This is a genomic window from Rhizobium sp. IBUN (genome assembly GCF_000510625.1).
Taxonomy (GTDB): Bacteria; Pseudomonadota; Alphaproteobacteria; order Rhizobiales; family Rhizobiaceae; genus Rhizobium; species Rhizobium altiplani.
In genome coordinates, this window is record NZ_AZNV01000073.1 from 1 (window position 1) to 18,317 (window position 18,317).

18 protein-coding genes are annotated in these 18,317 nt (G+C 61.1%); 9 read left to right on the plus strand and 9 right to left on the minus strand.

Annotated features, from left to right (window positions below; genetic code table 11):
* The first annotated feature begins 101 nt into the window (after nucleotides 1-101).
* The 4 genes from tam to RHIBUN_RS0131795 all read left to right on the plus strand — a co-directional run bounded on the left by tam (nucleotide 102) and on the right by RHIBUN_RS0131795 (nucleotide 3,650).
* Nucleotides 102-872 carry a trans-aconitate 2-methyltransferase gene (gene tam / locus RHIBUN_RS0131780; protein WP_025662729.1) on the plus strand — a complete coding sequence of 257 codons (771 nt, stop codon included), beginning with the start codon at nucleotides 102-104 and terminating at the stop codon, nucleotides 870-872.
* A 147-nt stretch (nucleotides 873-1,019) separates the two neighbouring features.
* The gene (zwf, locus tag RHIBUN_RS0131785) at nucleotides 1,020-2,528 is read left to right on the plus strand and encodes a glucose-6-phosphate dehydrogenase (protein WP_025662730.1); all 1,509 of its coding nucleotides are present in this window, start codon (nucleotides 1,020-1,022) and stop codon (nucleotides 2,526-2,528) included.
* Between the two features lie 388 nt (nucleotides 2,529-2,916).
* Nucleotides 2,917-3,108, plus strand: a complete 192-nt coding sequence (locus RHIBUN_RS37145) for a hypothetical protein (RefSeq protein WP_192241199.1) — start codon at nucleotides 2,917-2,919, stop codon at nucleotides 3,106-3,108.
* Between the two features lie 110 nt (nucleotides 3,109-3,218).
* On the plus strand, nucleotides 3,219-3,650 hold the full coding sequence (locus tag RHIBUN_RS0131795; RefSeq protein WP_025662732.1) for a hypothetical protein: 432 nt from the start codon (nucleotides 3,219-3,221) through the stop codon (nucleotides 3,648-3,650).
* 58 nt (nucleotides 3,651-3,708) lie between these two features.
* Here RHIBUN_RS0131795 and RHIBUN_RS0131800 read toward each other — a convergent pair whose 3' ends face one another.
* The gene (locus RHIBUN_RS0131800) at nucleotides 3,709-4,104 is read right to left on the minus strand and encodes a hypothetical protein (protein ID WP_018859602.1); all 396 of its coding nucleotides are present in this window, start codon (nucleotides 4,102-4,104) and stop codon (nucleotides 3,709-3,711) included.
* 230 nt (nucleotides 4,105-4,334) lie between these two features.
* Between RHIBUN_RS0131800 and RHIBUN_RS0131805 the strand changes: the two genes are divergently transcribed.
* Complete coding sequence (locus RHIBUN_RS0131805; protein ID WP_025662733.1) at nucleotides 4,335-5,894, plus strand: helicase HerA-like C-terminal domain-containing protein; 1,560 nt, start codon at nucleotides 4,335-4,337, stop codon at nucleotides 5,892-5,894.
* A gap of 57 nt (nucleotides 5,895-5,951) precedes the next feature.
* Here the strand turns inward: RHIBUN_RS0131805 and RHIBUN_RS0131810 are convergent, their stop codons facing one another.
* The gene (locus RHIBUN_RS0131810; RefSeq protein WP_025662734.1) at nucleotides 5,952-6,254 is read right to left on the minus strand and encodes an alkylphosphonate utilization protein; all 303 of its coding nucleotides are present in this window, start codon (nucleotides 6,252-6,254) and stop codon (nucleotides 5,952-5,954) included.
* Nucleotides 6,255-6,658: 404 nt separating this feature from the next.
* Between RHIBUN_RS0131810 and RHIBUN_RS0131815 the strand changes: the two genes are divergently transcribed.
* Nucleotides 6,659-8,179, plus strand: a complete 1,521-nt coding sequence (locus RHIBUN_RS0131815; RefSeq protein WP_025662735.1) for an ABC-F family ATP-binding cassette domain-containing protein — start codon at nucleotides 6,659-6,661, stop codon at nucleotides 8,177-8,179.
* A gap of 121 nt (nucleotides 8,180-8,300) precedes the next feature.
* Entirely contained in the window at nucleotides 8,301-8,741 is a 441-nt protein-coding gene (locus RHIBUN_RS0131820) for a hypothetical protein (RefSeq protein WP_018859606.1), read from the plus strand.
* Between the two features lie 188 nt (nucleotides 8,742-8,929).
* On the opposite strand, the gene RHIBUN_RS0131825 is transcribed toward RHIBUN_RS0131820, so the two are convergent.
* Both RHIBUN_RS0131825 and RHIBUN_RS37815 read right to left on the minus strand, forming a co-directional pair.
* Nucleotides 8,930-10,177 (minus strand): hypothetical protein, encoded by a 1,248-nt coding sequence (locus RHIBUN_RS0131825; protein WP_025662736.1) that lies wholly within the window; start codon nucleotides 10,175-10,177, stop codon nucleotides 8,930-8,932.
* A 156-nt stretch (nucleotides 10,178-10,333) separates the two neighbouring features.
* Nucleotides 10,334-10,498, minus strand: a complete 165-nt coding sequence (locus RHIBUN_RS37815; RefSeq protein ID WP_245271783.1) for a hypothetical protein — start codon at nucleotides 10,496-10,498, stop codon at nucleotides 10,334-10,336.
* Nucleotide 10,499: 1 nt separating this feature from the next.
* On the opposite strand from RHIBUN_RS37815, the gene RHIBUN_RS0131830 reads away from it, so the two are divergent.
* Nucleotides 10,500-11,363 carry a transglutaminase-like cysteine peptidase gene (locus RHIBUN_RS0131830; RefSeq protein WP_245271784.1) on the plus strand — a complete coding sequence of 288 codons (864 nt, stop codon included), beginning with the start codon at nucleotides 10,500-10,502 and terminating at the stop codon, nucleotides 11,361-11,363.
* Between the two features lie 71 nt (nucleotides 11,364-11,434).
* Here the strand turns inward: RHIBUN_RS0131830 and RHIBUN_RS0131835 are convergent, their stop codons facing one another.
* The 4 genes from RHIBUN_RS0131835 to RHIBUN_RS0131850 are packed head-to-tail and all read right to left on the minus strand — an operon-like array spanning nucleotide 11,435 to nucleotide 16,931.
* Nucleotides 11,435-12,094 carry a ribbon-helix-helix domain-containing protein gene (locus RHIBUN_RS0131835; protein ID WP_025662738.1) on the minus strand — a complete coding sequence of 220 codons (660 nt, stop codon included), beginning with the start codon at nucleotides 12,092-12,094 and terminating at the stop codon, nucleotides 11,435-11,437.
* A 1-nt stretch (nucleotide 12,095) separates the two neighbouring features.
* On the minus strand, nucleotides 12,096-13,391 hold the full coding sequence (locus RHIBUN_RS0131840; protein WP_025662739.1) for an HlyD family type I secretion periplasmic adaptor subunit: 1,296 nt from the start codon (nucleotides 13,389-13,391) through the stop codon (nucleotides 12,096-12,098).
* Complete coding sequence (locus RHIBUN_RS0131845) at nucleotides 13,388-15,550, minus strand: type I secretion system permease/ATPase (protein WP_025662740.1); 2,163 nt, start codon at nucleotides 15,548-15,550, stop codon at nucleotides 13,388-13,390. The genes RHIBUN_RS0131840 and RHIBUN_RS0131845 overlap by 4 nt, the downstream gene beginning before the upstream one ends.
* A gap of 19 nt (nucleotides 15,551-15,569) precedes the next feature.
* Nucleotides 15,570-16,931: a TolC family outer membrane protein gene (locus RHIBUN_RS0131850; protein ID WP_037218198.1), complete on the minus strand. Its 1,362-nt coding sequence runs from the start codon at nucleotides 16,929-16,931 to the stop codon at nucleotides 15,570-15,572.
* Nucleotides 16,932-17,448: 517 nt separating this feature from the next.
* Between RHIBUN_RS0131850 and RHIBUN_RS0131855 the strand changes: the two genes are divergently transcribed.
* Nucleotides 17,449-18,009, plus strand: a complete 561-nt coding sequence (locus RHIBUN_RS0131855; RefSeq protein ID WP_245271785.1) for a GGDEF domain-containing protein — start codon at nucleotides 17,449-17,451, stop codon at nucleotides 18,007-18,009.
* A gap of 143 nt (nucleotides 18,010-18,152) precedes the next feature.
* Here the strand turns inward: RHIBUN_RS0131855 and RHIBUN_RS0131860 are convergent.
* Nucleotides 18,153-18,317, minus strand: a 165-nt coding sequence (locus tag RHIBUN_RS0131860) for a transposase (RefSeq protein ID WP_025662743.1), incomplete at its 5' end; no start/stop codon positions are given.

Sequence of the window (18,317 nt, forward strand, 5' to 3'; positions counted from 1 at the left end):
TAGCCGATCGGCGAAAACGTCGATCAACACGAAACCGAACCCAAGGAAAAGCTGCCAGTTGAAGGCGTTTTGCCCCTTGTGTTCTTTCATTGGAGATGGTCATGGTATGGTCTGCCAGCCAGTATGTCAAATTCGAGGATGAACGCACACGCCCGGCGCGGGATCTGTTGGCGCAGGTGCCGCTTGAACACGTCCGCCACGCCGTGGACCTCGGCTGCGGGCCGGGCAATTCGACGGAGCTGATTGTCGAGCGTTTCGGTGCCAAAGGCGTTTCCGGCCTGGACAGCGATCTGAACATGCTGGAAGCGGCTCGCAAGCGCATGCCCGGCACGCCCTTTGTCGAGGCCGACCTTGCCACCTGGCAGCCGAGCGAACCGGCGGACCTCCTCTTTGCGAATGCCGTCTTCCAGTGGCTGCCTGAGCACCTCGACATTTTCGATCGCTTGATGGACGGACTTGCGCCGGGCGGCGTGCTGGCGGTGCAAATGCCCGACAATCTGACCGAGCCGACGCATCTGCTGATGGAGGAGACGGCGCATGCCGGCCCGTGGAAAACAGCGTTCGCGGCGTGGAGCGTTCGCCGCGAAACCCTGCCGCCGCCCTCCACCTACTACAGTCGGCTCATCGACAAGGCCGCCCGCGTCGACATCTGGCATACAGCCTACAACCATCCAATGGCTGACGCCGCCGCAATCGTCGAATGGGTCAAAGGAACGGGCCTGCGGCCCTATCTCGATCACGCAGGCGAAAAGCATCGCGAGGCGTTCCTGGCCGACTATCTCGGCCGCGTTGAAAAGGCCTACCCGAAGATGTCGGACGGGCGCGTGTTGTTGCGCTTCCCGCGGATCTTCATGGTGGCGGTTAAGAGCTGACACGCCCTGGCGGTTTGACGGGCTCCGATTGGCCAGTCGAAGGGCAAGACAGGATCCGATGACATTACCGTGCAATGCTCAGGCGGCATCCTGCTTGCCGCCGCACAAGCGCGCACTATAGTCGATGGAAACAGCGAGGAACCCTTCATGGACGCCGCCCCCATTCCGTCAGCCACACTCGTCATCTTCGGCGCGACCGGCGACCTGACGCGGCGCCTGCTGATACCGGCGATCATCAATCTGACGCGAAGCGGATTGGTCGGCGACGATCTGAAGATCCTCGGCGTCGGCATAGAAGCTGGCGACGACGCCTCACTGGTTGCGAGGCTGGACAGCTTTCTTGCCGGATTGAGCGACCCGATCCGACCGGAGACCGACGACGCCTGGCAGCGTCTGCAGCAGCGCATCTCCTACATTTCAGGCGATTTCACGCAAGACGGCATATTCGTCGAGATCAAGAAGCACCTGACGAGCTGTAACGCGGCCTTCTACTTCGCGGTACCGCCACAGTTCTTCGGCCCGCTGGTCGAAAAGCTGGCCCAACACGGCCTCACCAGCGAAGCTGACGGATGCTTCCGGCGGATTGCCATCGAGAAGCCTTTCGGCACCGACCTCGCCTCGGCCCGTGCGCTGAACGCCCGGATCCTCTCCAATGTCTCCGAGAGCCAGGTCTACCGCCTCGACCACTTCCTGGGAAAGGAGACGGTGCAGAACATTCTGACCGCCCGCTTCGCCAACATGATGATCGAGGCGCTCTGGAACAACAACTATATCGACCACGTGCAGATCAGCGCCGCCGAAACAGTCGACGTCGGCACGCGCGGCAAATTCTACGACGCGACCGGCGCAATGCGCGACATGATCCCCAATCATCTGTTCCAACTGCTGGCGATGATCGCGATGGAGGCCCCGAACGGTTTCGGCGCCGAAGCGATCCGCACGGAAAAGAGCAAGGCGCTGGGCGCGCTGCGCATCTATACGCCGGAGGAAGCCGAAACGCATGCCGTTCGCGGCGCCTACACATCAGGCAAGCTCGACGGAAACGACATTGCCGCGTTCCGGGAAACCAAGAACGTCTCGCCCGACAGCAACACCGAAACCTTCGTCGCGATGAAGCTCTACGTCGATTCCTGGCGCTGGGCCGGCGTGCCCTTCTATCTCAGGACGGGCAAGGCGCTGAAGGCGCGCGATACGGAAGTCGTCATCACCTTCCAGCAGGTGCCCTTCGCGCAGTTTCGGAAAACGGATGTCAACCGTCACCTGCCGCCGAACAAGATGCTCATCCAGGTCCAGCCCGATGAGGGGCTGAGCGTCGAGATCTCCATCAAGTCGCCCGGCCTATCTGTCGACACCGTCCCGGTCTCGCTCGACTTCCGCTATGCCGACGAATTCGATATCGGCAAGATGACGGGGTACGAGTCGCTTCTCTACGACCTCTTCACCGGTGACCAGACGCTGTTCCAGCGCGCGGACGGCATCGAGGCCGGTTGGGCGGCGGTGCAACCCTTCCTGGATATATGGGCAAAAAGCAGCGAAACGCCGGAGTCATACGCGCCCGGAAGCAGTGGTCCATCCTGCGCCGACGAACTGATCCGCCGCGATGGCCGGGAGTGGCATGAACTGGGCGCAGCCACCCGCAACCCTGATCCAAAGTAAAGCCCGGAAATACACGCTTAACTAAAGTAAAACCGAGTAGAATTTCCCGGCCGCTCGCGCATGGCGAGCATAGATATTGTACCATTTCGTTTGGGCGAGATCCATTGCAACACATTTATGGTGTGCTATACAAAATATGGATGTGTTGACCCTTTCGCTTAGTATAGCGAAGATTCTTCGGCTGACCGCGTTGCTTTTTCTGTGCGACAAAGAAGGCGGGGCTCGTCCAACCCCGACGGGCCCTTCTTATATTTTTCTAGCATTTGGCGAATAAAGTATATATTAGTCGAAATTGTTAAAGCTCGATTAATATATTTACTTGCGCTCTCTCGCCGCCTTGCTAAATCTATCCCGAGGGTTTTGGGGTATTGACATGGTAGATAGTCAATTGGCTAAGAATCGTTCGACTTCCGATCAGCGTATGGAAACCTGCAGGTCGGAGTTCGAACCCCTCCTTTTCGAGCTCATTCGCAATGGCGAGAAAAGGGGATGGAAGGCAGCCGAAATCGCGATGGCTCTGGCCGACGCTGCCGACGACGTCATCCTTAAGCTGGCAAGAGAAACGAAGAGCAAGCATTAAGCCGGCTGCCTTGCCGGCTTTGATGCCATGACGCTTCAGAAGTGCCTCCCTAACACGCAAGAGAAGCTGTAGCTTGTCTTCAGTGATTCTCTTGCCGGATAAGAGGCCCGATGTCGCAGTTGATTGCAGCCGTTCTTGTTGCCTGTGGATGCGTCAGCCTCGCCGAGGTTGCCGACTGGCCGCCCGCGGACAGCTATGTTCCGACGATCAGTTGCCAGCAAAGCGACGCTTCCGAGCGCTGCGAACAGATCCGTGCTGATTGGACCGGCCTTTACGCGGATGCCATCGCCGGTCGCATCGAAAGTCAGAGGAAAATTTCTTTCTGTCTGAGCACCGGCTGCAACGAGGGCATCGTTGTCGAGCCCGTCCTTGGCTGTGCCTGGCGTCAGGTTATTGCGGCATCGCACAACCCAGAGATCAACGACACCGACCGGACCAACATCGACCGTTATTGCGGCCCCCGTGTGCTTGACGATGCCGGACGCAAGGCTGCCGGCGACCAGTCGCAAGCCTGGCTGACCCTACTTGGAGTAACGCCGTAGCCCACAAATGCAAACGGGCGGGAACAAGCCCCGCCCGCCGAAAGTCTTCTCTTGCCGCTTAGACGAACTGGCTGAGGCCCGGAACCGAGCCGACAACCTCGTCCACGACTTCCTTGCCCGCGTGCTGCTCGGCAATCGCGATGGTTTCCTTGGCGAGCGTGGTGATCTCGCCCATGCCAAGGCCTTCCGACATCAGCTGCTGGCCGAGCGCCATGATGCCGCCGCCGCCGAGCGCGCCCATGATGCTGCCGAGGATCCCGCCGCCGCCACTCGCGCCTTCGCCATTGTACTTGGCAACGAGGTCGGACGCGCCCGGAATGGCTTCGATCATCTTGGCGACCGGACCGTCTGCCGCCTCGCGCTGCAGGAAGCCGAGCATCATGCCCACCGCCTTTTCGGCCAGTTCCGGAGTGATGCCCACACGCGCGGCGATCTGGTCTACGATTTCATTCATTGTCAGCCTCCTATTTTTGACGTTAACGTCAACGTTAGTCGAACTTTCCGGGCAACTCAAGCCGCCTGCCGCAAAAGCAGGCTTTATCCTACTTTTCCTTTTAATGCAGACAGTTGTCCGCATCGGGCTCCCTGCTTATAACAGGGAAGCGATATTACAATGACCATGCGGAAACGACGCTCCGCATTTTGACGCAATCGGCGCCGACAGCCGCAGGGAGAATTTTCGAAATGCTCGAGGATGGCAAGATTTTCGTCGGCGTCAGCCGCAATCCGGATGACAGCATCAACAAGCCGGAATATCTCGACCTGAAATTCGGAAATCGCCACGGCCTGGTAACGGGCGCAACCGGCACCGGCAAGACGGTGACGCTGCAGGTGCTGGCCGAGGGCTTTTCGAGGGCTGGCGTGCCGGTCTTCTGCGCCGACATCAAGGGCGACCTCTCCGGTATCGCGGCAAAAGGCGAACCAAAGGATTTTCTGACCAAGCGCGCCGAGCAGATCGGCTTCGACGATTACGAATTCGACCAGTTCCCGGTCATCTTCTGGGATCTCTTCGGTGCGAAGGGCCACCGCGTCCGCACCACCATTGCCGAAATGGGACCGCTGCTGCTCGCGCGGCTGATGGACGCCTCCGAGCCGCAGGAGGGCGTCATCAACATCGCCTTCAAGCTCGCCGACCAGGGCGGCCTCCCCCTGCTCGACCTCAAGGACTTCTCCTCTCTGCTGAACTACATGGCGGAGAACGCAACCGAGCTCTCCAGCCAGTTCGGCCTGATCTCGAAGGCGTCGGTTGCCTCGATCCAGCGTGGCCTCCTTGTGCTGGAACAGCAGGGCGCCGAACACTTCTTCGGCGAACCGGCGCTCAAGATCACCGACATCATGCGGACCAACAACCGCGGCTATGGCCAGATTTCCGTGCTCGCCGCCGACAAGCTGATGATGAACCCGCGGCTCTACGCGACCTTCCTGCTGTGGCTGCTGTCCGAGCTCTTCGAGGAGCTGCCGGAGGTGGGCGACCCGGAGAAGCCGAACCTCGTCTTCTTCTTCGACGAGGCGCACCTGCTCTTCAACGACGCGCCGAAGGTGCTGATCGAGCGCGTCGAACAAGTCGTGCGCCTTATCCGCTCGAAGGGGGTCGGCGTCTATTTCGTGACGCAGAACCCGCTCGATGTGCCGGAAACCGTCCTCGCGCAGCTCGGCAACCGGGTGCAACATGCGCTGCGCGCCTATTCGCCGCGCGAGCAGAAGGCTGTGAGGACAGCGGCGGACACCTTCCGTCCCAACCCTGCCTTCGACTGCGCCACCGTCATCACTACGCTCGGCACTGGCGAAGCGCTGGTGTCGACACTGGAGGCGAAGGGCTCACCCTCGATCGTCGAGCGGACGCTGGTGCGCCCGCCGTCCGGACGCGTCGGCCCGTTGACCGATCCGGAGCGCCAGCAGGTCATGGATAAGAGCCCGGTGCTCGGGGTCTACGACGAAGATCTCGATCGTGAATCCGCCTTCGAGATTCTGGCGGCGCGCGCCAAGAAGGCATCCGACTCCGATGCAGCCAAGCAGGTGCAGCCGACCGAGCCGACCGAGGGCAGCGCCTCGGGCCGCTGGACACTGCCGGGCTTCGGCGATGATGAGACCGAACCGCAGGCCAAGAGCCAGGGCCGCGCCCGCTCCTCCGGCTACCAGCGCGAAACGGTCGTGGAAGCGGCGATGAAGAGCGTGGCCCGTACGGTGGCGACACAGGTCGGCCGGGCCCTGGTGCGCGGCATCCTCGGAAGTTTGAAGCGCTGAGCGGAAGGGGGCTATCGCCCTCGTTCCGCCCCGCGAAATCTTCTGCCCGTCACGCGCTCAACGCTTGCGGACGAACTCCGTACGCAAGACAAGGCCCTTGATGGTGTCGTGGCGACAGTCGATCTCTTCCGGGTTATCCGTCAAACGGATCGATCGGATAACCGTACCCTGCTTCAGGGTCTGATTGGCCCCCTTCACCTTCAGGTCCTTGATGAGGGCGACGGAATCGCCGTCCTTCAGGACGTTTCCGGCAGCATCCCGAACCTCAGCGGCCTGTGCGGCCGCGGCAGCCATTTCCGAAGCCGGACGCCATTCGCCCGTCACTTCATCATAAACGTAATCGTCGTCACCGCCTGCCATGGCGTCTCTCCTGGAATTTTAAGAATACCTGTCGAGCCGCTTACAGCAACCACGCTGCCCAATGCAAGTTCGGGAGCGCGACCGCGCAGCACAAGCGCTTTGGTTGCATTCCTGGGTTAGCAATGCTATTTCTCCAATGCGCTCAAAGAGAAAGGAGGGTCGCGTGCAAAATTTCTATTTCCGGTTCAACCGGCAACGTGGCCCCGTCAACGCCCTGCAAATGCGTTTGCAGGGCTGACCAGAGACCGTTTCTCACAAACTCTCTTCCCTGGTCTGCCCCTCGTGGCAGCAGTTTGGGCATTCGCCCGTCTGCAATACTCATCCACCGAGCTCGAAGCACACGCACGCGATGAAGGCTGCATGCCCTCGCCCGTGTGATCGCTCGGCAAGACCAGAGCAAGATCATGACCCTTATCAATATCCGCAATCTCGGCGTCACCCTCAGCGCACCGGTTTTTGCCAAGCTTGACCTCGTCATCAATGCCGGCGACCGCCTGGGGCTCGTCGCCGCCAACGGCCGCGGCAAGTCCACACTGCTCCGCTGCATTTCGGGAGCGCTCGAGGCAACCCACGGCGACATCACGCGCTCGCGCGGGCTGACGATCGGCTATGTCGAACAGGAGGTGCCAGCCAAGCTGCTTGACGTGCCGTTCCACGATGCTGTCCTTCAGGCGCTGCCTGCCGATCAGCAGGCGAACGAAAGCTGGCGCGTGGACATCGTGCTGGATTCGCTGGACGTGCCCGAAGCCTTGCGCAGCCGCCCGGTCAGGCAGCTCAGCGGCGGCTGGCAGCGGCTGGCGATGCTGGCGCGCACCTGGGTGATGGAGCCCGACGCGCTGCTGCTCGACGAGCCGACCAACCACCTCGATCTCGGCAAGATCGCGGCGCTTGAGGATTGGTTGAACGCCCTGCCCCGCGATGTGCCTGTGATCATCTCCAGCCACGACCGTGCCTTTCTCGATGCAGTCACCAATCGTACGCTGTTCCTGCGGCCGGAGCAGTCGCAGGTCTTCTCCCTGCCCTACAGCCGGGCGCGGGCAGCGCTTGATGAGGCGGACGCGGCCGACAGGAGACGCTACGAACGCGACATGAAGACTGCCGAGCAATTGCGCAAGCAAGCGGCGAAACTCAACAATATCGGCATCAACTCCGGCAGCGACCTGCTGGTTGTCAAGACAAAGCAGCTGAAGCAACGCGCCGACAAGCTCGAGGATGCGGCCAAGCCCGCCCATCTCGAGCGATCGGCCGGTGCGATCAAGCTCGCCAACCGCGGCACGCATGCCAAGGTGCTTGTGACACTCGACGAAGCGGAGGTCCGTACCCCTGAAGGCACGACACTCTTCCGGACCGGGCGGCAGTTCATCTGCCAGGGTGACCGGATCGTATTGCTCGGGGAGAACGGCGCCGGCAAATCACGGCTGATCGCGATGCTGCGAAAGGCAATCGGCCATCCGGAGACGGCGCAGGACGGCATCAAGGCCACCCCTTCGCTGGTGCTCGGCTATAGTGACCAGGCGCTGGCCGACTTGAAGGACAGCGATACGCCGATGGAGACGATCATCCGCCGCTTCGACGTTGGCGACCAGCGGGCGCGGGCGCTGCTCGCGGGGGCCGGCATGACCATCGACATGCAGTCGCGTCCGGTCGGGCGGCTGTCGGGCGGGCAGAAGGCGCGGCTCGGCATGCTGGTTTTGCGGCTGGCGGAGCCGAACTTCTATCTGCTCGACGAGCCGACCAACCACCTCGATATCGACGGGCAGGAAGCGCTGGAGGGCGAACTCATGGCCCACCAGGCGAGCTGCCTTGTTGTTTCCCACGACCGCAGCTTCGTGCGTGCCATCGGCAACCGGTTCTGGCAGATCGAGCGCCGGCGGCTGATCGAAGTGGAGAGTCCGGAGCCCTTCTTTGCGGCTGCACGGCCTTAGGGTCCGGACTCATGCAAGTCGGCGGCGTCGCGGACGGCGCTCCCTGGACCCAAGCAGCGAATTGCGAGGAGAGGCGATAGAGAGTAGAGTTCTCGACACCATTCGACTGGGGGACTAGGCAATGAGCAGATTATTGATCCTGTCGGCTGGTGCCATCCTGGTACTAGCGTCCGTGGCGCATGCGGCGCCCTCTATGCAACCACTCAAGATCTCTAAGGAATGTAGCCAGTACACCGGCGAGACTCCGAGCTTCTGCACGATTACGGAATCGAATCTGGCGGCGATCCCGGCGGGTACCAAGATCTTGTACTATGGGCCGGTGACCGGCAGTCCCCTTTTCGGCAGTAGCACGGCTGTTATTGCCGTCGGAAACGGAGACACGGCGGTCGGGTACTGCGTCACCTACGACACCGCCAGCCCAATGCAAGGAACCTGTGCGTTTCATGCCGGCAGCGGGACGCTCGCCGGTTTCCAGGCGGTCGTCAAGGTCACGGTCGACGACAAGCAGATCTATCACTGGGACGGAGGCTACCTACTTGGCACCGACAAGGCCGCCAAGTGAGAGCAAAAGGAATGCTGCCTGGCCGTTGACGTGAATTCGTGTCTGACTCCTGATTGGCAGGAGACAATGGCGGCGCGGCAACTACCCCTCCGTTTGCCGGGCGAAGCACCTGCCGGCCAGGTCTCTAAGCGCTTAGCACGGCGCTTGGTGAAGGCGGCATACGGTCCGATGTCCAAGTGTGTGGGTTATCAGAAAGAGGCCGGCGTGGCACCGAGCAGGCTGAGCTTGCCGCCGTTAAGGGAATAAAGGCTCATCTTGCGCTCCACGGTACCCGCCGGCGTCAGCCTGAAGAGGCCGGTCACGCCGCGGAAGCCGACCTTGCTGGTCAGGTTCTGTGCGTTCATTCCCTCCGGTCCCTTTGTCCGGACAATGCCCGAGGCAACGGCAACAGCATCGTAGCCGTAAGCCGCGTCGGTGGAGAGTGCGCGCTTGTAGTGCCGCTGGTAGCGCTCGGCGATCATCGTCGCGCCTTCGGGCTCGACCATGGCAATCAGCGTGCCTGCCACCGAGGGATCCGTATACGTTTGCGGTGGCCAGGCGCTTGTGCCGACGAAGGTGACGTTCGTCTTGCCGCTGGCCTTCACGGCGCCGGCGATGGTCGTGGTGATCACCGTTTTCCCGAGAACGAGCACGGTCTCGGCATTCTGCAGGTTGGCGCCCGCCCTCTTGACCGCATCAGCGGCGGCAGCGTCCGTCAGATCGTAGCGGGCAAGGCCGAGATACGTGCCGCCGCCGGCCTGGATGGCGCCTGCCAACCGGGCCTCGTCAGCAGCCGGAAAATCGCTTTGGGCGAAAACCAGCACCTTCTTGTGGCCGCTGGCAGAGGCTGCCTGCACGCCTTCAATGGCGCTGTCGATCTCATCGGAAACGAAGTTGTAGACATTGCCCGATGTGGGCGGAACCGGCACGCCCAGATTGAGCAAAGCCGGCCGCTGGTCAGCCGGGACCGCAGCGATAGCTGATGTGACGGCAGGCGATGCGTAGCTGACGAGCATAACGGAACCGCGCGCCCTCGCCTCACTGACGGCAGTCGCGGCGGCCGGAGCGCCGGAGGCCACGTCGACAACCTTCACGAAGACCTGGTTGCCGCCGAGTTCGCCGACGCCGAGGCCGGCACCGTCGCGCATGTCACGCGCAGCACCCTCATAGATGCCGGTCGTGCCTTTTGGGAGCAGCAGCGTGATCTCCGCTCCCGTTTCTCCGAAGTTTTCCTCGACTTCGCTCGAAGGTGCCTTGATGTCGTTGGTCTTCACGTTCTTGGCGATGCCATCGACGTCGGACTGGCAGCCCGAGACCACGCCGCAGGCGACGACGATCGACATTGCGAGAACGGATTTGATGAGTTTGAGGGGACCGGAGCCTTCCGAAGGCGACACTTGCCGTGTCGAGCGTAAACCATGCGAGCCTTGCACCGGCTCGATTGACTGCACTGTCACCTGTTCCCCCACTACTCGCAATCGCGGCCTTTTCCGGCCGTTTGACAGGATTTCATATCTGCACAGGCAACACCGGAAAGCAAACCCTTCGCCCAAACTTGGTTGACGGGCACACTAAACTTTTATGTTCTTTTGAACGGATAATTTATCCAAACCTTATCTATGCTTAAATACCTGATTTTTATAGATGTTTTGTACGTTTCTCGCAACCAACGAGAGACCGCGATCCATGAAGCGCAGTATAAAAACAAGCAACATCGCTGCTTTTACTTTGTCTGCATTTTCAGCCGCATTTGCACCGAATATTTCGGCGGCATCCATATTGCCGTCTTCGCAAATGTCAGGCGCGATCTACTCCGTTGACCTGGCGGCCGATACAGCCCGCGCATTGACGCTCGGCAGCGTCGCCAACCTCCTCGCGCTGGCGACGAAAAGCATCGGAACCATCGACGTTGCCGCGCTGACGCGCTCACTGCAGCCCGAGCCGGCAGGCTGGGTGAACGAGAGCGTCGCCCCGACGCAGCCAGTCGCACGGCCGGCGATCGCCGCGCCGGGGGGCAGCGCCGCTTTCGGGACGGTCGCCATTCCGTTCAAACGACTGGCTGCCCTGAAGAAGCTCGAACCGTCCCTGTCGGAAATAACCGATGGGACAGCCATTGACTGCAGCGCAGGTAAGTGCTCGGAGGCCGCGACCGCGATCAAGGTTGCCTTCAGCAAGACGTTGCAGTCCTCGATCCGCGACAAGCTGAACGCGGTCAACATCACGATCAATCACACGATCCGCTATAGCCGCGACATCGACACCTACAAGGTGGCCGACTACTGGGCGACGCCCACCGAAACGCTCTCACGCCAGCAGGGCGATTGCGAGGACTTCGCGATCCTGAAGATGGCCGCGCTGCACGCCGAAGGCGTCGAGCTCAAGGACATGTCCGTCATTGTCCTGTTCGATCAGAAGCGCCACTTCTACCACGCGGTGCTTTCTGTCGCGGTGAACGGCAACCGCTTCATTCTCGACAACATGCGTGACGAGGTTCTACTGGATACCAGGCTGCCCGACTATGTGCCGCTCTACTCGATCGCGGATGGCAAGGGCTACCTGCACGGAACACGCACCGGCGCCAAGCAGGTTGCCTCGGCATTGCCACTCGAAAAGGTCGCTCCAGGCGAAGGCACGACGTTCTGAAAATCGCCGGCAAGATGCAGGGAAAAGGCGGCTGAACCTCAGTCGCCTTTTTCATGTCTGAGATTTGCTGGTCAGTAACGCGAGACGTAGCCGATCAGCATCGGCTTCTCGTGCGTTGGCGCGAGAGCCAGATTAATCTGGCCCTTCATCGAGGCCGAGCCGACGGCAATGGTGAAGCCGGTGTTCAGCGTCTTGCCCCTGTTGCGATAGAGCGTGGCGATCGCCTCATCGATCTGCGTATCGATCGAAAAGCGCAAGCTCTTCGTCAACTGCGCCGCATCGCCAAGCGGGAGCCGCTGGCGCAGCATGGTCAGGAAGGGATCGTTGAAGAGCTGGATCTTCTTTTCCTGCGTCAGCAGAATCGTCGGCGATGGCGACGCCTGGATGATGGCGTTGACGTTTGCCATGGACGAGGCGTCTTCGACGGTATCCAGCCTGCGCAGCGCCCACTTGAAGCTGAGCACACGCAGCAGCGAGGCGAGGTTGCCGGACTCCGGCATCTGCGAGGCCGTATAGTGCACGAGGTCGGCCGTGCTCATCTTGCCGGCAGACGACATGCGGCCGAGGCCATCCCAGTAGATCCGCTCGAGGCGGATACCGCGGCGCTCGCCGCCTCGACCGACGACCGCCCGGAAGCGCGGCTCGATCTCATCGGCGCCGATGGCCGGCAAAGGCTCCTCGATCGGCTCGAGTTCAGTGAGTGCGTTGCTGCCTGGCTTGACGATCAGCATCCTATCGCTCCGTCAGCGCTTCGCTGCGCGCCTTGTTGATCGGCTTCATCAGGTAGCTCAGCACGGTCTTGTTGCCGGTCATGATCTCGACCGAGGCAACCATGCCGGGGATGATCGGATAGGACTTGCCGTTGCGCTCCAGCGCGGACTTGTCGGTCTTGACCTGTACGAGATAGTAGGTCTCGCCCTTTTCCTTCTCCACGAGACTGTCTGCGGAGATATTCTCGACGACGCCCTCAAGGCCGCCGAAGATCGAGAAGTCGTAAGCGGTGACCTTGACGACGGCAGGCTGGCCGCGGCGCACGAAGGCGACGTCGCGCGGCGAAATCTTGGCTTCTACCAGCAGCGTATCAGCGGTCGGAACGATGCCGGCGATGACACGGCCCGGGTCGACATAGGCGCCGATGGTGTTGACCTCCAGCGTATTGACGATGCCGTCGACCGGCGAGCGGATGTCGGTGCGCTTGACGCGGTCGGACGCGCCGCGGATGGTCTCGTCGACGACCGAAAGTTCGGCCAGCGCCTGCGCCTTGTCCGTCAGCGCCTGCTGGCGCAGTTCGAGGGCAAGATCGCCGAGCTGCAGCTTGGCTTCCTGCACGGCAGCCTGCAGGCGGTCGATGCTTTCCTGGTAAACCTTGAGCTGGCCCTTCTGGTCGGTAAGATCACGCTCGGTCTTCAGCACTTCCGTCTGCGCCACCAGCTTCTTCTGCGCCAGAGGGAAAATGAGATCGTACTGGCGCTGGGCGCCTTCGATGTTCTGCTCCAGGCGATCGATGTTGGCGTGGGCTTCACTGAGCTCGTTCTCGCGCTGGCGCACGCGCTCCTGCAGGACTCCGAGCTTGTTCTGGTAGCTGGCACGATCGGCGGCGAAAAGCTTCTCCTCGTTGCTGCAGACGTCCTTGGCGACCGACATGATTTCTTCGGGGCAGACGAACGCGGCGTCGTATTGGCCCGCCTCCTCGAGCTTCAATCGAGCCACCTTGGCACCCAGAGCACGCGCCTTGGCAACGGATTCACCGAGGGTGGAGGTCGTCGTCGTATTGTCGAGCTGGACGAGCAGCTGCCCCTTGCGAACGACCTGACCGAGGACGACGGCGATCTGCTGGACGACACCGGGCTCCGAGGACTGGATGATCTGCGTCTTCGAGACCGGAATGACCTTGCCTTCGCCGCGGGCGATCTCGTTGATGTCGGCAATCGCCGCCCAGGCGACGAAGCTCGCAATAACCAGGGCCACCAGTGCCAGAATGCCGCGGGCGAGAAGCGGAGGATTGTCGTGGCGATTGCTGAGGCTCATGACTGCGCCCCTGCCGGTTTGCGCTGCATGGCCTCGATGACCGCACCTTTCGGACCGTCGGCAATGATGCGGCCCTTGTCGATGACGATCAGGCGATCGACGAGCTCAAGCATGCTGTAGCGGTGGGTGGCGATCAAAAGCGTCGTATCACGGCTGATCGCCTTCGACAGGCGCGCAATCAGGTTACGCTCGGTCGCCAGATCCATGGCGCCCGACGGCTCGTCGAGAAACACGATCTTCGGCTTCGTCAGCAGCAGACGCGCAATCGTCAGCGCCTGCTTCTGGCCGCTCGACAGGTTGGTGCCACGTTCGCCGACGGGCATGTCGAAGCCGCGAGGATGATTGCCGACGAACTCGTCGACACCGGTCATGCGGGCGACCTCGAGCAGCTCCTCGTCGGTCGCGTCGGCGCGTCCGATCAGCAGGTTTTCCTTGACGGTTCCCGAGAAGAGATCGGACGACTGGCCGGCCACGGCGACCGCCGAGCGAACCTCGGCCATGTGGTACTGGCGGATATCGACGCCATCGATCAGCACGCGGCCGCCCGAGGGAGAAAAGAGCCCGTCAAGCAAGCGGCCGAGCGTCGTCTTGCCCGAGCCGATGCGGCCGATGATGCCGACGCGCTCGCCGGGCTTCACGGTAAAGGACAGCTTGTTGATGACGGGATAGTCCGATCCCGGATACTGGAAAGACACATCCTGGAAGCTGAAAGCGCCGCGGGTGATCTCGCGATTGACGAAGCCGACCGTGGACGGACGGTCGTCGGGCTGCTCCATGATCTTGTCGAGAATGCGAAGCGACATGGTCGCCTGACGGAACCGCGCCAGCGTCATGGCGATCTGGCCGAGCGGCGCGCCGGCGCGGCTTGCCAGCATGACCGTCGCGACGATCGCGCCCATGGCAATGCGGCCTTCGGAGAACTCGTAGGTGCCGGCAATCACGATCAGGACGCTCACCATCTGCTGGATGAACATCGTCATGTTGATGGCGTTCGTCGAGATGTGCTTGATATCCTCGCTGGTGCGGCTCGAATACTTTGTCAGTTCCTGCCAGCGGCGCAGCATGGTGGCTTCGGCGCGCAGGCTCTTCAGCGTTTCGATCGTCGAGATCGTTTCCACCAGCAGAGACTGGCGACGCGACGCCTCGTTGGCGGCCGTCGCCATGCGCTTGCCGATCGCGGCCTGCGCCCACAAGCCGATCGCAACCGACAGGACGAAGGCGACCGCCGGGATGACGACGAGCCAGCCGGAGATCAGATAAATGACGCCGAGGAAAATGAAGACGAACAGGCTGTCGATCAGGACGCCGATGGTGTTCGACGTGAAGAACTCGCGAACGAATTCATACTGCGTCACGCGGTTGGCATATTCGCCCGTCGACATCGGCCGCGAGGCGAGCGTCGAATTCAGCACCTTGTCGAACAGCAGCTGCGACAGGCGCAGATCCGCCTTGCGCCCGGCATAGTCGATCAGCGACGAGCGAGCGGTCTTCAGCAGGAAATCGAAGACATAGGCAAGCGAGATACCCGCGGCCAGAACCCAGAGCGTCGGGATCGCCTTGTTCGGCAGCACCCGGTCATAGACGTTCATCGTAAAGAGCGGCGAGCCGAGCGCGATCAGATTGATGAAGAGTGCCGCGACCATGACGCGGACATAGGTGCGCCAGTAAGGCGCAAGCGTCGTTGCCAGCCAGTGCCGCTTCTCGATCTCGACGGCATTGCCGACCAGCGCCTCTTCCGAGGCGTTCTGATAGTAAAGCGTAAAGGCAAAGGCCAGTTGCGGCTTCAGCGCCAGGAATTCTTCCCGCGTCAGACGGATCGCGTTGCCGGCAATCGGAACGATATCAGTGACATAGGAGCCGTCCTCGGCGACCTCGAGCAGCGGCAACACGCTGCCGTCGGCAAACGCGACGATCGCCGGGCAATCGAAATTGCTCTGGCGGCACTCGCGCTCCTGGTGCTTGATCACCTGCAGGCCGATGCGCTCGGCCATGCGCTCGATATCATCGATCTCAAGCGACTCGGTCACCTCATCCGGAAGACCGGAGAAGAGGACCGTGTCCGAGCTTGGTCGGCCATAGAACGCAGCCACGGATTTGAATGCGGATTTGAATGTCTGCAGCGGTGTGCTGCTGGAGGTCCCGAGCGCTACGTTCAGCATTGTTCCATGGCCACGTCGACTACTGCTGTCGAATTGGCGCTAGGAGGTCCAGGGGCATACCGGCCTTCTGATGTGAATCAAGCTCGACATATCCAGGATTAGCGACGCCCGCGGGGACAACAAACTCTTCCCGCGCATAAGGTTTGGACTGTTCGACCGGCTTCAGCTTCATCGTCTGAAGCAGATTGCCCGACGCCGCCAGGATCTTGTACTCGGCAAACTGCGATGCAACGCGCGCGGTATCAGCGAGAACCTGAGTGTTGAACTTCGTGTTCTGCGCATCGAGCACATCGAGCAGCGAGCGCTGGCCAACCTTGAACTGCTCGCGGTAGGAACCGACGAGTTGGTTGTTGATCGAGGCCTGCTTGTTGAGGATTCCGGACAGCTCGCCGCGGCTGACGCGCTCGTTCCAGGCGGAACGCACCGACTCCGAGACCTCGCGCTGAACCTGGGCGAGATTGTAGCGCTGCTCGCCGGCACGACGGATCTGCTCCTGTTCGCGCGCAACGTCGATGCCGCCGCGATAGAGGTTCCAGCGGGCAACGACGCGGACCTGATAGTCGTTGGTGTTGCCTTCGTCGCCATCGATGTCGTTGCCGACGCGGGCAGAGCCTTCGAGATTGACCTTCGGCAGGTAGTTGGCGCGCGCACCACGAACGCCGGCATCGGCAGCATCGACGTCGGCATTGGCCGAATAGATGCGCGGGCTGTTCTTGGCGGCGACGAAGACCGCATCGTTTAGCGTCTTCGGGACGTACTTGCCAACGGACGGCGGCGTCTGCGCATTGGTGATCGGCTCGCCGACGACCTGAAGGAAGCGGATTTTCGTCTGCTCAAGCTCTTCGAGCGCTTCGCGCAGCCGGGCCTTGGCGGCCTGCAGACGTTCGCTGCCCTGAAGGCGGTCAGCATCCGTCAGGGCGCCGCCCTTGATGCTCTCGTCGATGTCGCCGACCATCTGCGTATGGAACGCAACGTTCTGCTTGGCGGCAGCAACGATCTGGTTCTGGAGCATGTATTCCAGATAGTCCTGCGTCACTTCGAGGGCGAGCGACTCAGACCGTTCGAGAACTCGAAAGGACGCACCATCGACGCGCGAAGCCTGCTGTTCGACCTGGGCGCGGCGGCTGCCGCCATCGTAGAGTGTCTGCGAGATCGTCAGACCAACATCGCCCGGCGACAGATAGTCATGATCATCTCTTAGCGAGCCGGAGCTTTCATTCGACAAGCGACGGCGCCCGATCCCGCTCTCCAAATCTACGGATGGCAAGTATAAACCGCGCGCTTGGCGTAGTTCAAACTCGATAGCTTCTCTATCCTTCGCAGCCTGCAAGATCTGCGGGTTCGTTTTCATCGTCTTTTCGATGGCCTGCTGCAGAGACATTGCATTGGCATCAGCATAAAACGAAAAACTCAAAGCAACCGTCGCAGACAATGCTGCAAAAATTCTTTTGCTCTTAAACAAGTTCGATGCCCCTCAACATCAAAGATTCACTCGGCGTACCCGTATACCAAAGATTTTCTTTGGCAAAGAAGTAACACCAATCTTTCCACATTCCAATCGCAGCTTCCGACATTCCTGCCAAGACAGTTAATCCCAGTGGACAACTGCCTAAAGCGAGAATTTTACAGGATTTTTTAACGGGGGCTTTGCCCGAACCTGTTTATCTGGCATTACTTTCAAACGGACATGACCCGCGATGAATTTTAGCCAGCGTTACTCTTCCGCCACAATCGTTTCAGCTCTTCGGATCGCAACCCTCGGTGCTGTCTGCTACGTGGCTGGATCCGTCGGCGTTTTACTTATCTTAAACCTTCTCGTACCGGATCGACCATTTTTGGTGGGATTTGTCGGCGCAGGTTTAATTTCGCTTCTTGTTGCATTTCCGCTGCTATTGATCTTGCAGCTCAAAATTGGCGACCTCAAAAAACTACAGGAAACGATTAACTATACTGCGCGCCACGATGCCGTAACCAAGACGCTGAACGGTACAGCCTTTGCCGCGGCCGTCGAACACTACATCGACCGGCGCAAGCGAATCGCCACCGACGCCGGCGGCGTGATGATCGCCGTCGTCATCGATACGCTTGACGACATCAGCAGGCGCTATGGCCCGCAATGGGCGGACACCGTCATGCAGTCGCTCGCCGCGATCATCCAGTCGTCGGTGCGAAAGGGTGACCTGGTTGCGCGCCTCGCCACCAACGAGCTCGGGGTTTTCCTCCCGGGCGCGACCATCGAAAACGCCCAGGACGTCGGCACCCGCATCCGCCGGCGCGTCGCGGAAGCCTCGTTCTCGGCCGAGGGATCGCCGATGACGATCGGCATCCGGCTCGGCGGCGCCGTTTTCGAGGGACCGACCGACTTCACGCATATCCGTCAGTTGGCAGACGAAATGGCCATGGAGCGCGGCGGCGAGCGCGAGGACGCCATTCCGCTGTCGCGGCTGCCGGCCGCCTGATCTGGCGAACCCCAAAACGAAGAAAAGGCGCCGAGAGGCGCCTCAGACCGCTGACAAACCCGTCGATATTTTCGGCGGGTTTTGTTTTTGGCGATTTGATTTTTGCTGCGGTGTTTTGGTGGAGGCGAGGCAGGGGCGTTGGCTCACGCGGTGGCCGGTTTTGGCGCTCTTTTCAGCGCCATTGCGATCTTCTTGATGTTTTGGGCGGCTGCCGCCAACAGGCACTGGCATGCGACGCGGGTGAGACTTCGGAAGCGGGCATAGCGATGGCCATGAAGCTGTTTGGCATCGGCAAAGGATCGCTCGAC

Excerpts from the sequence above, each read along its gene's own strand:
- tam (WP_025662729.1), top strand. The coding sequence starts at position 102 with ATGGTATGGTCTGCCAGCCAGTATGTCAAATTCGAGGATGAACGCACA.
- zwf (WP_025662730.1), top strand. The coding sequence starts at position 1,020 with ATGGACGCCGCCCCCATTCCGTCAGCCACACTCGTCATCTTCGGCGCG.
- RHIBUN_RS0131795 (WP_025662732.1), top strand. The coding sequence starts at position 3,219 with ATGTCGCAGTTGATTGCAGCCGTTCTTGTTGCCTGTGGATGCGTCAGC.
- RHIBUN_RS0131800 (WP_018859602.1), bottom strand. The coding sequence starts at position 4,104 with ATGAATGAAATCGTAGACCAGATCGCCGCGCGTGTGGGCATCACTCCG.
- RHIBUN_RS0131805 (WP_025662733.1), top strand. The coding sequence starts at position 4,335 with ATGCTCGAGGATGGCAAGATTTTCGTCGGCGTCAGCCGCAATCCGGAT.
- RHIBUN_RS0131810 (WP_025662734.1), bottom strand. The coding sequence starts at position 6,254 with ATGGCAGGCGGTGACGACGATTACGTTTATGATGAAGTGACGGGCGAA.
- RHIBUN_RS0131815 (WP_025662735.1), top strand. The coding sequence starts at position 6,659 with ATGACCCTTATCAATATCCGCAATCTCGGCGTCACCCTCAGCGCACCG.
- RHIBUN_RS0131820 (WP_018859606.1), top strand. The coding sequence starts at position 8,301 with ATGAGCAGATTATTGATCCTGTCGGCTGGTGCCATCCTGGTACTAGCG.
- RHIBUN_RS37815 (WP_245271783.1), bottom strand. The coding sequence starts at position 10,498 with ATGGATGCCGCCGAAATATTCGGTGCAAATGCGGCTGAAAATGCAGAC.
- RHIBUN_RS0131835 (WP_025662738.1), bottom strand. The coding sequence starts at position 12,094 with ATGCTGATCGTCAAGCCAGGCAGCAACGCACTCACTGAACTCGAGCCG.
- RHIBUN_RS0131840 (WP_025662739.1), bottom strand. The coding sequence starts at position 13,391 with ATGAGCCTCAGCAATCGCCACGACAATCCTCCGCTTCTCGCCCGCGGC.
- RHIBUN_RS0131845 (WP_025662740.1), bottom strand. The coding sequence starts at position 15,550 with ATGCTGAACGTAGCGCTCGGGACCTCCAGCAGCACACCGCTGCAGACA.
- RHIBUN_RS0131850 (WP_037218198.1), bottom strand. The coding sequence starts at position 16,931 with ATGTCTCTGCAGCAGGCCATCGAAAAGACGATGAAAACGAACCCGCAG.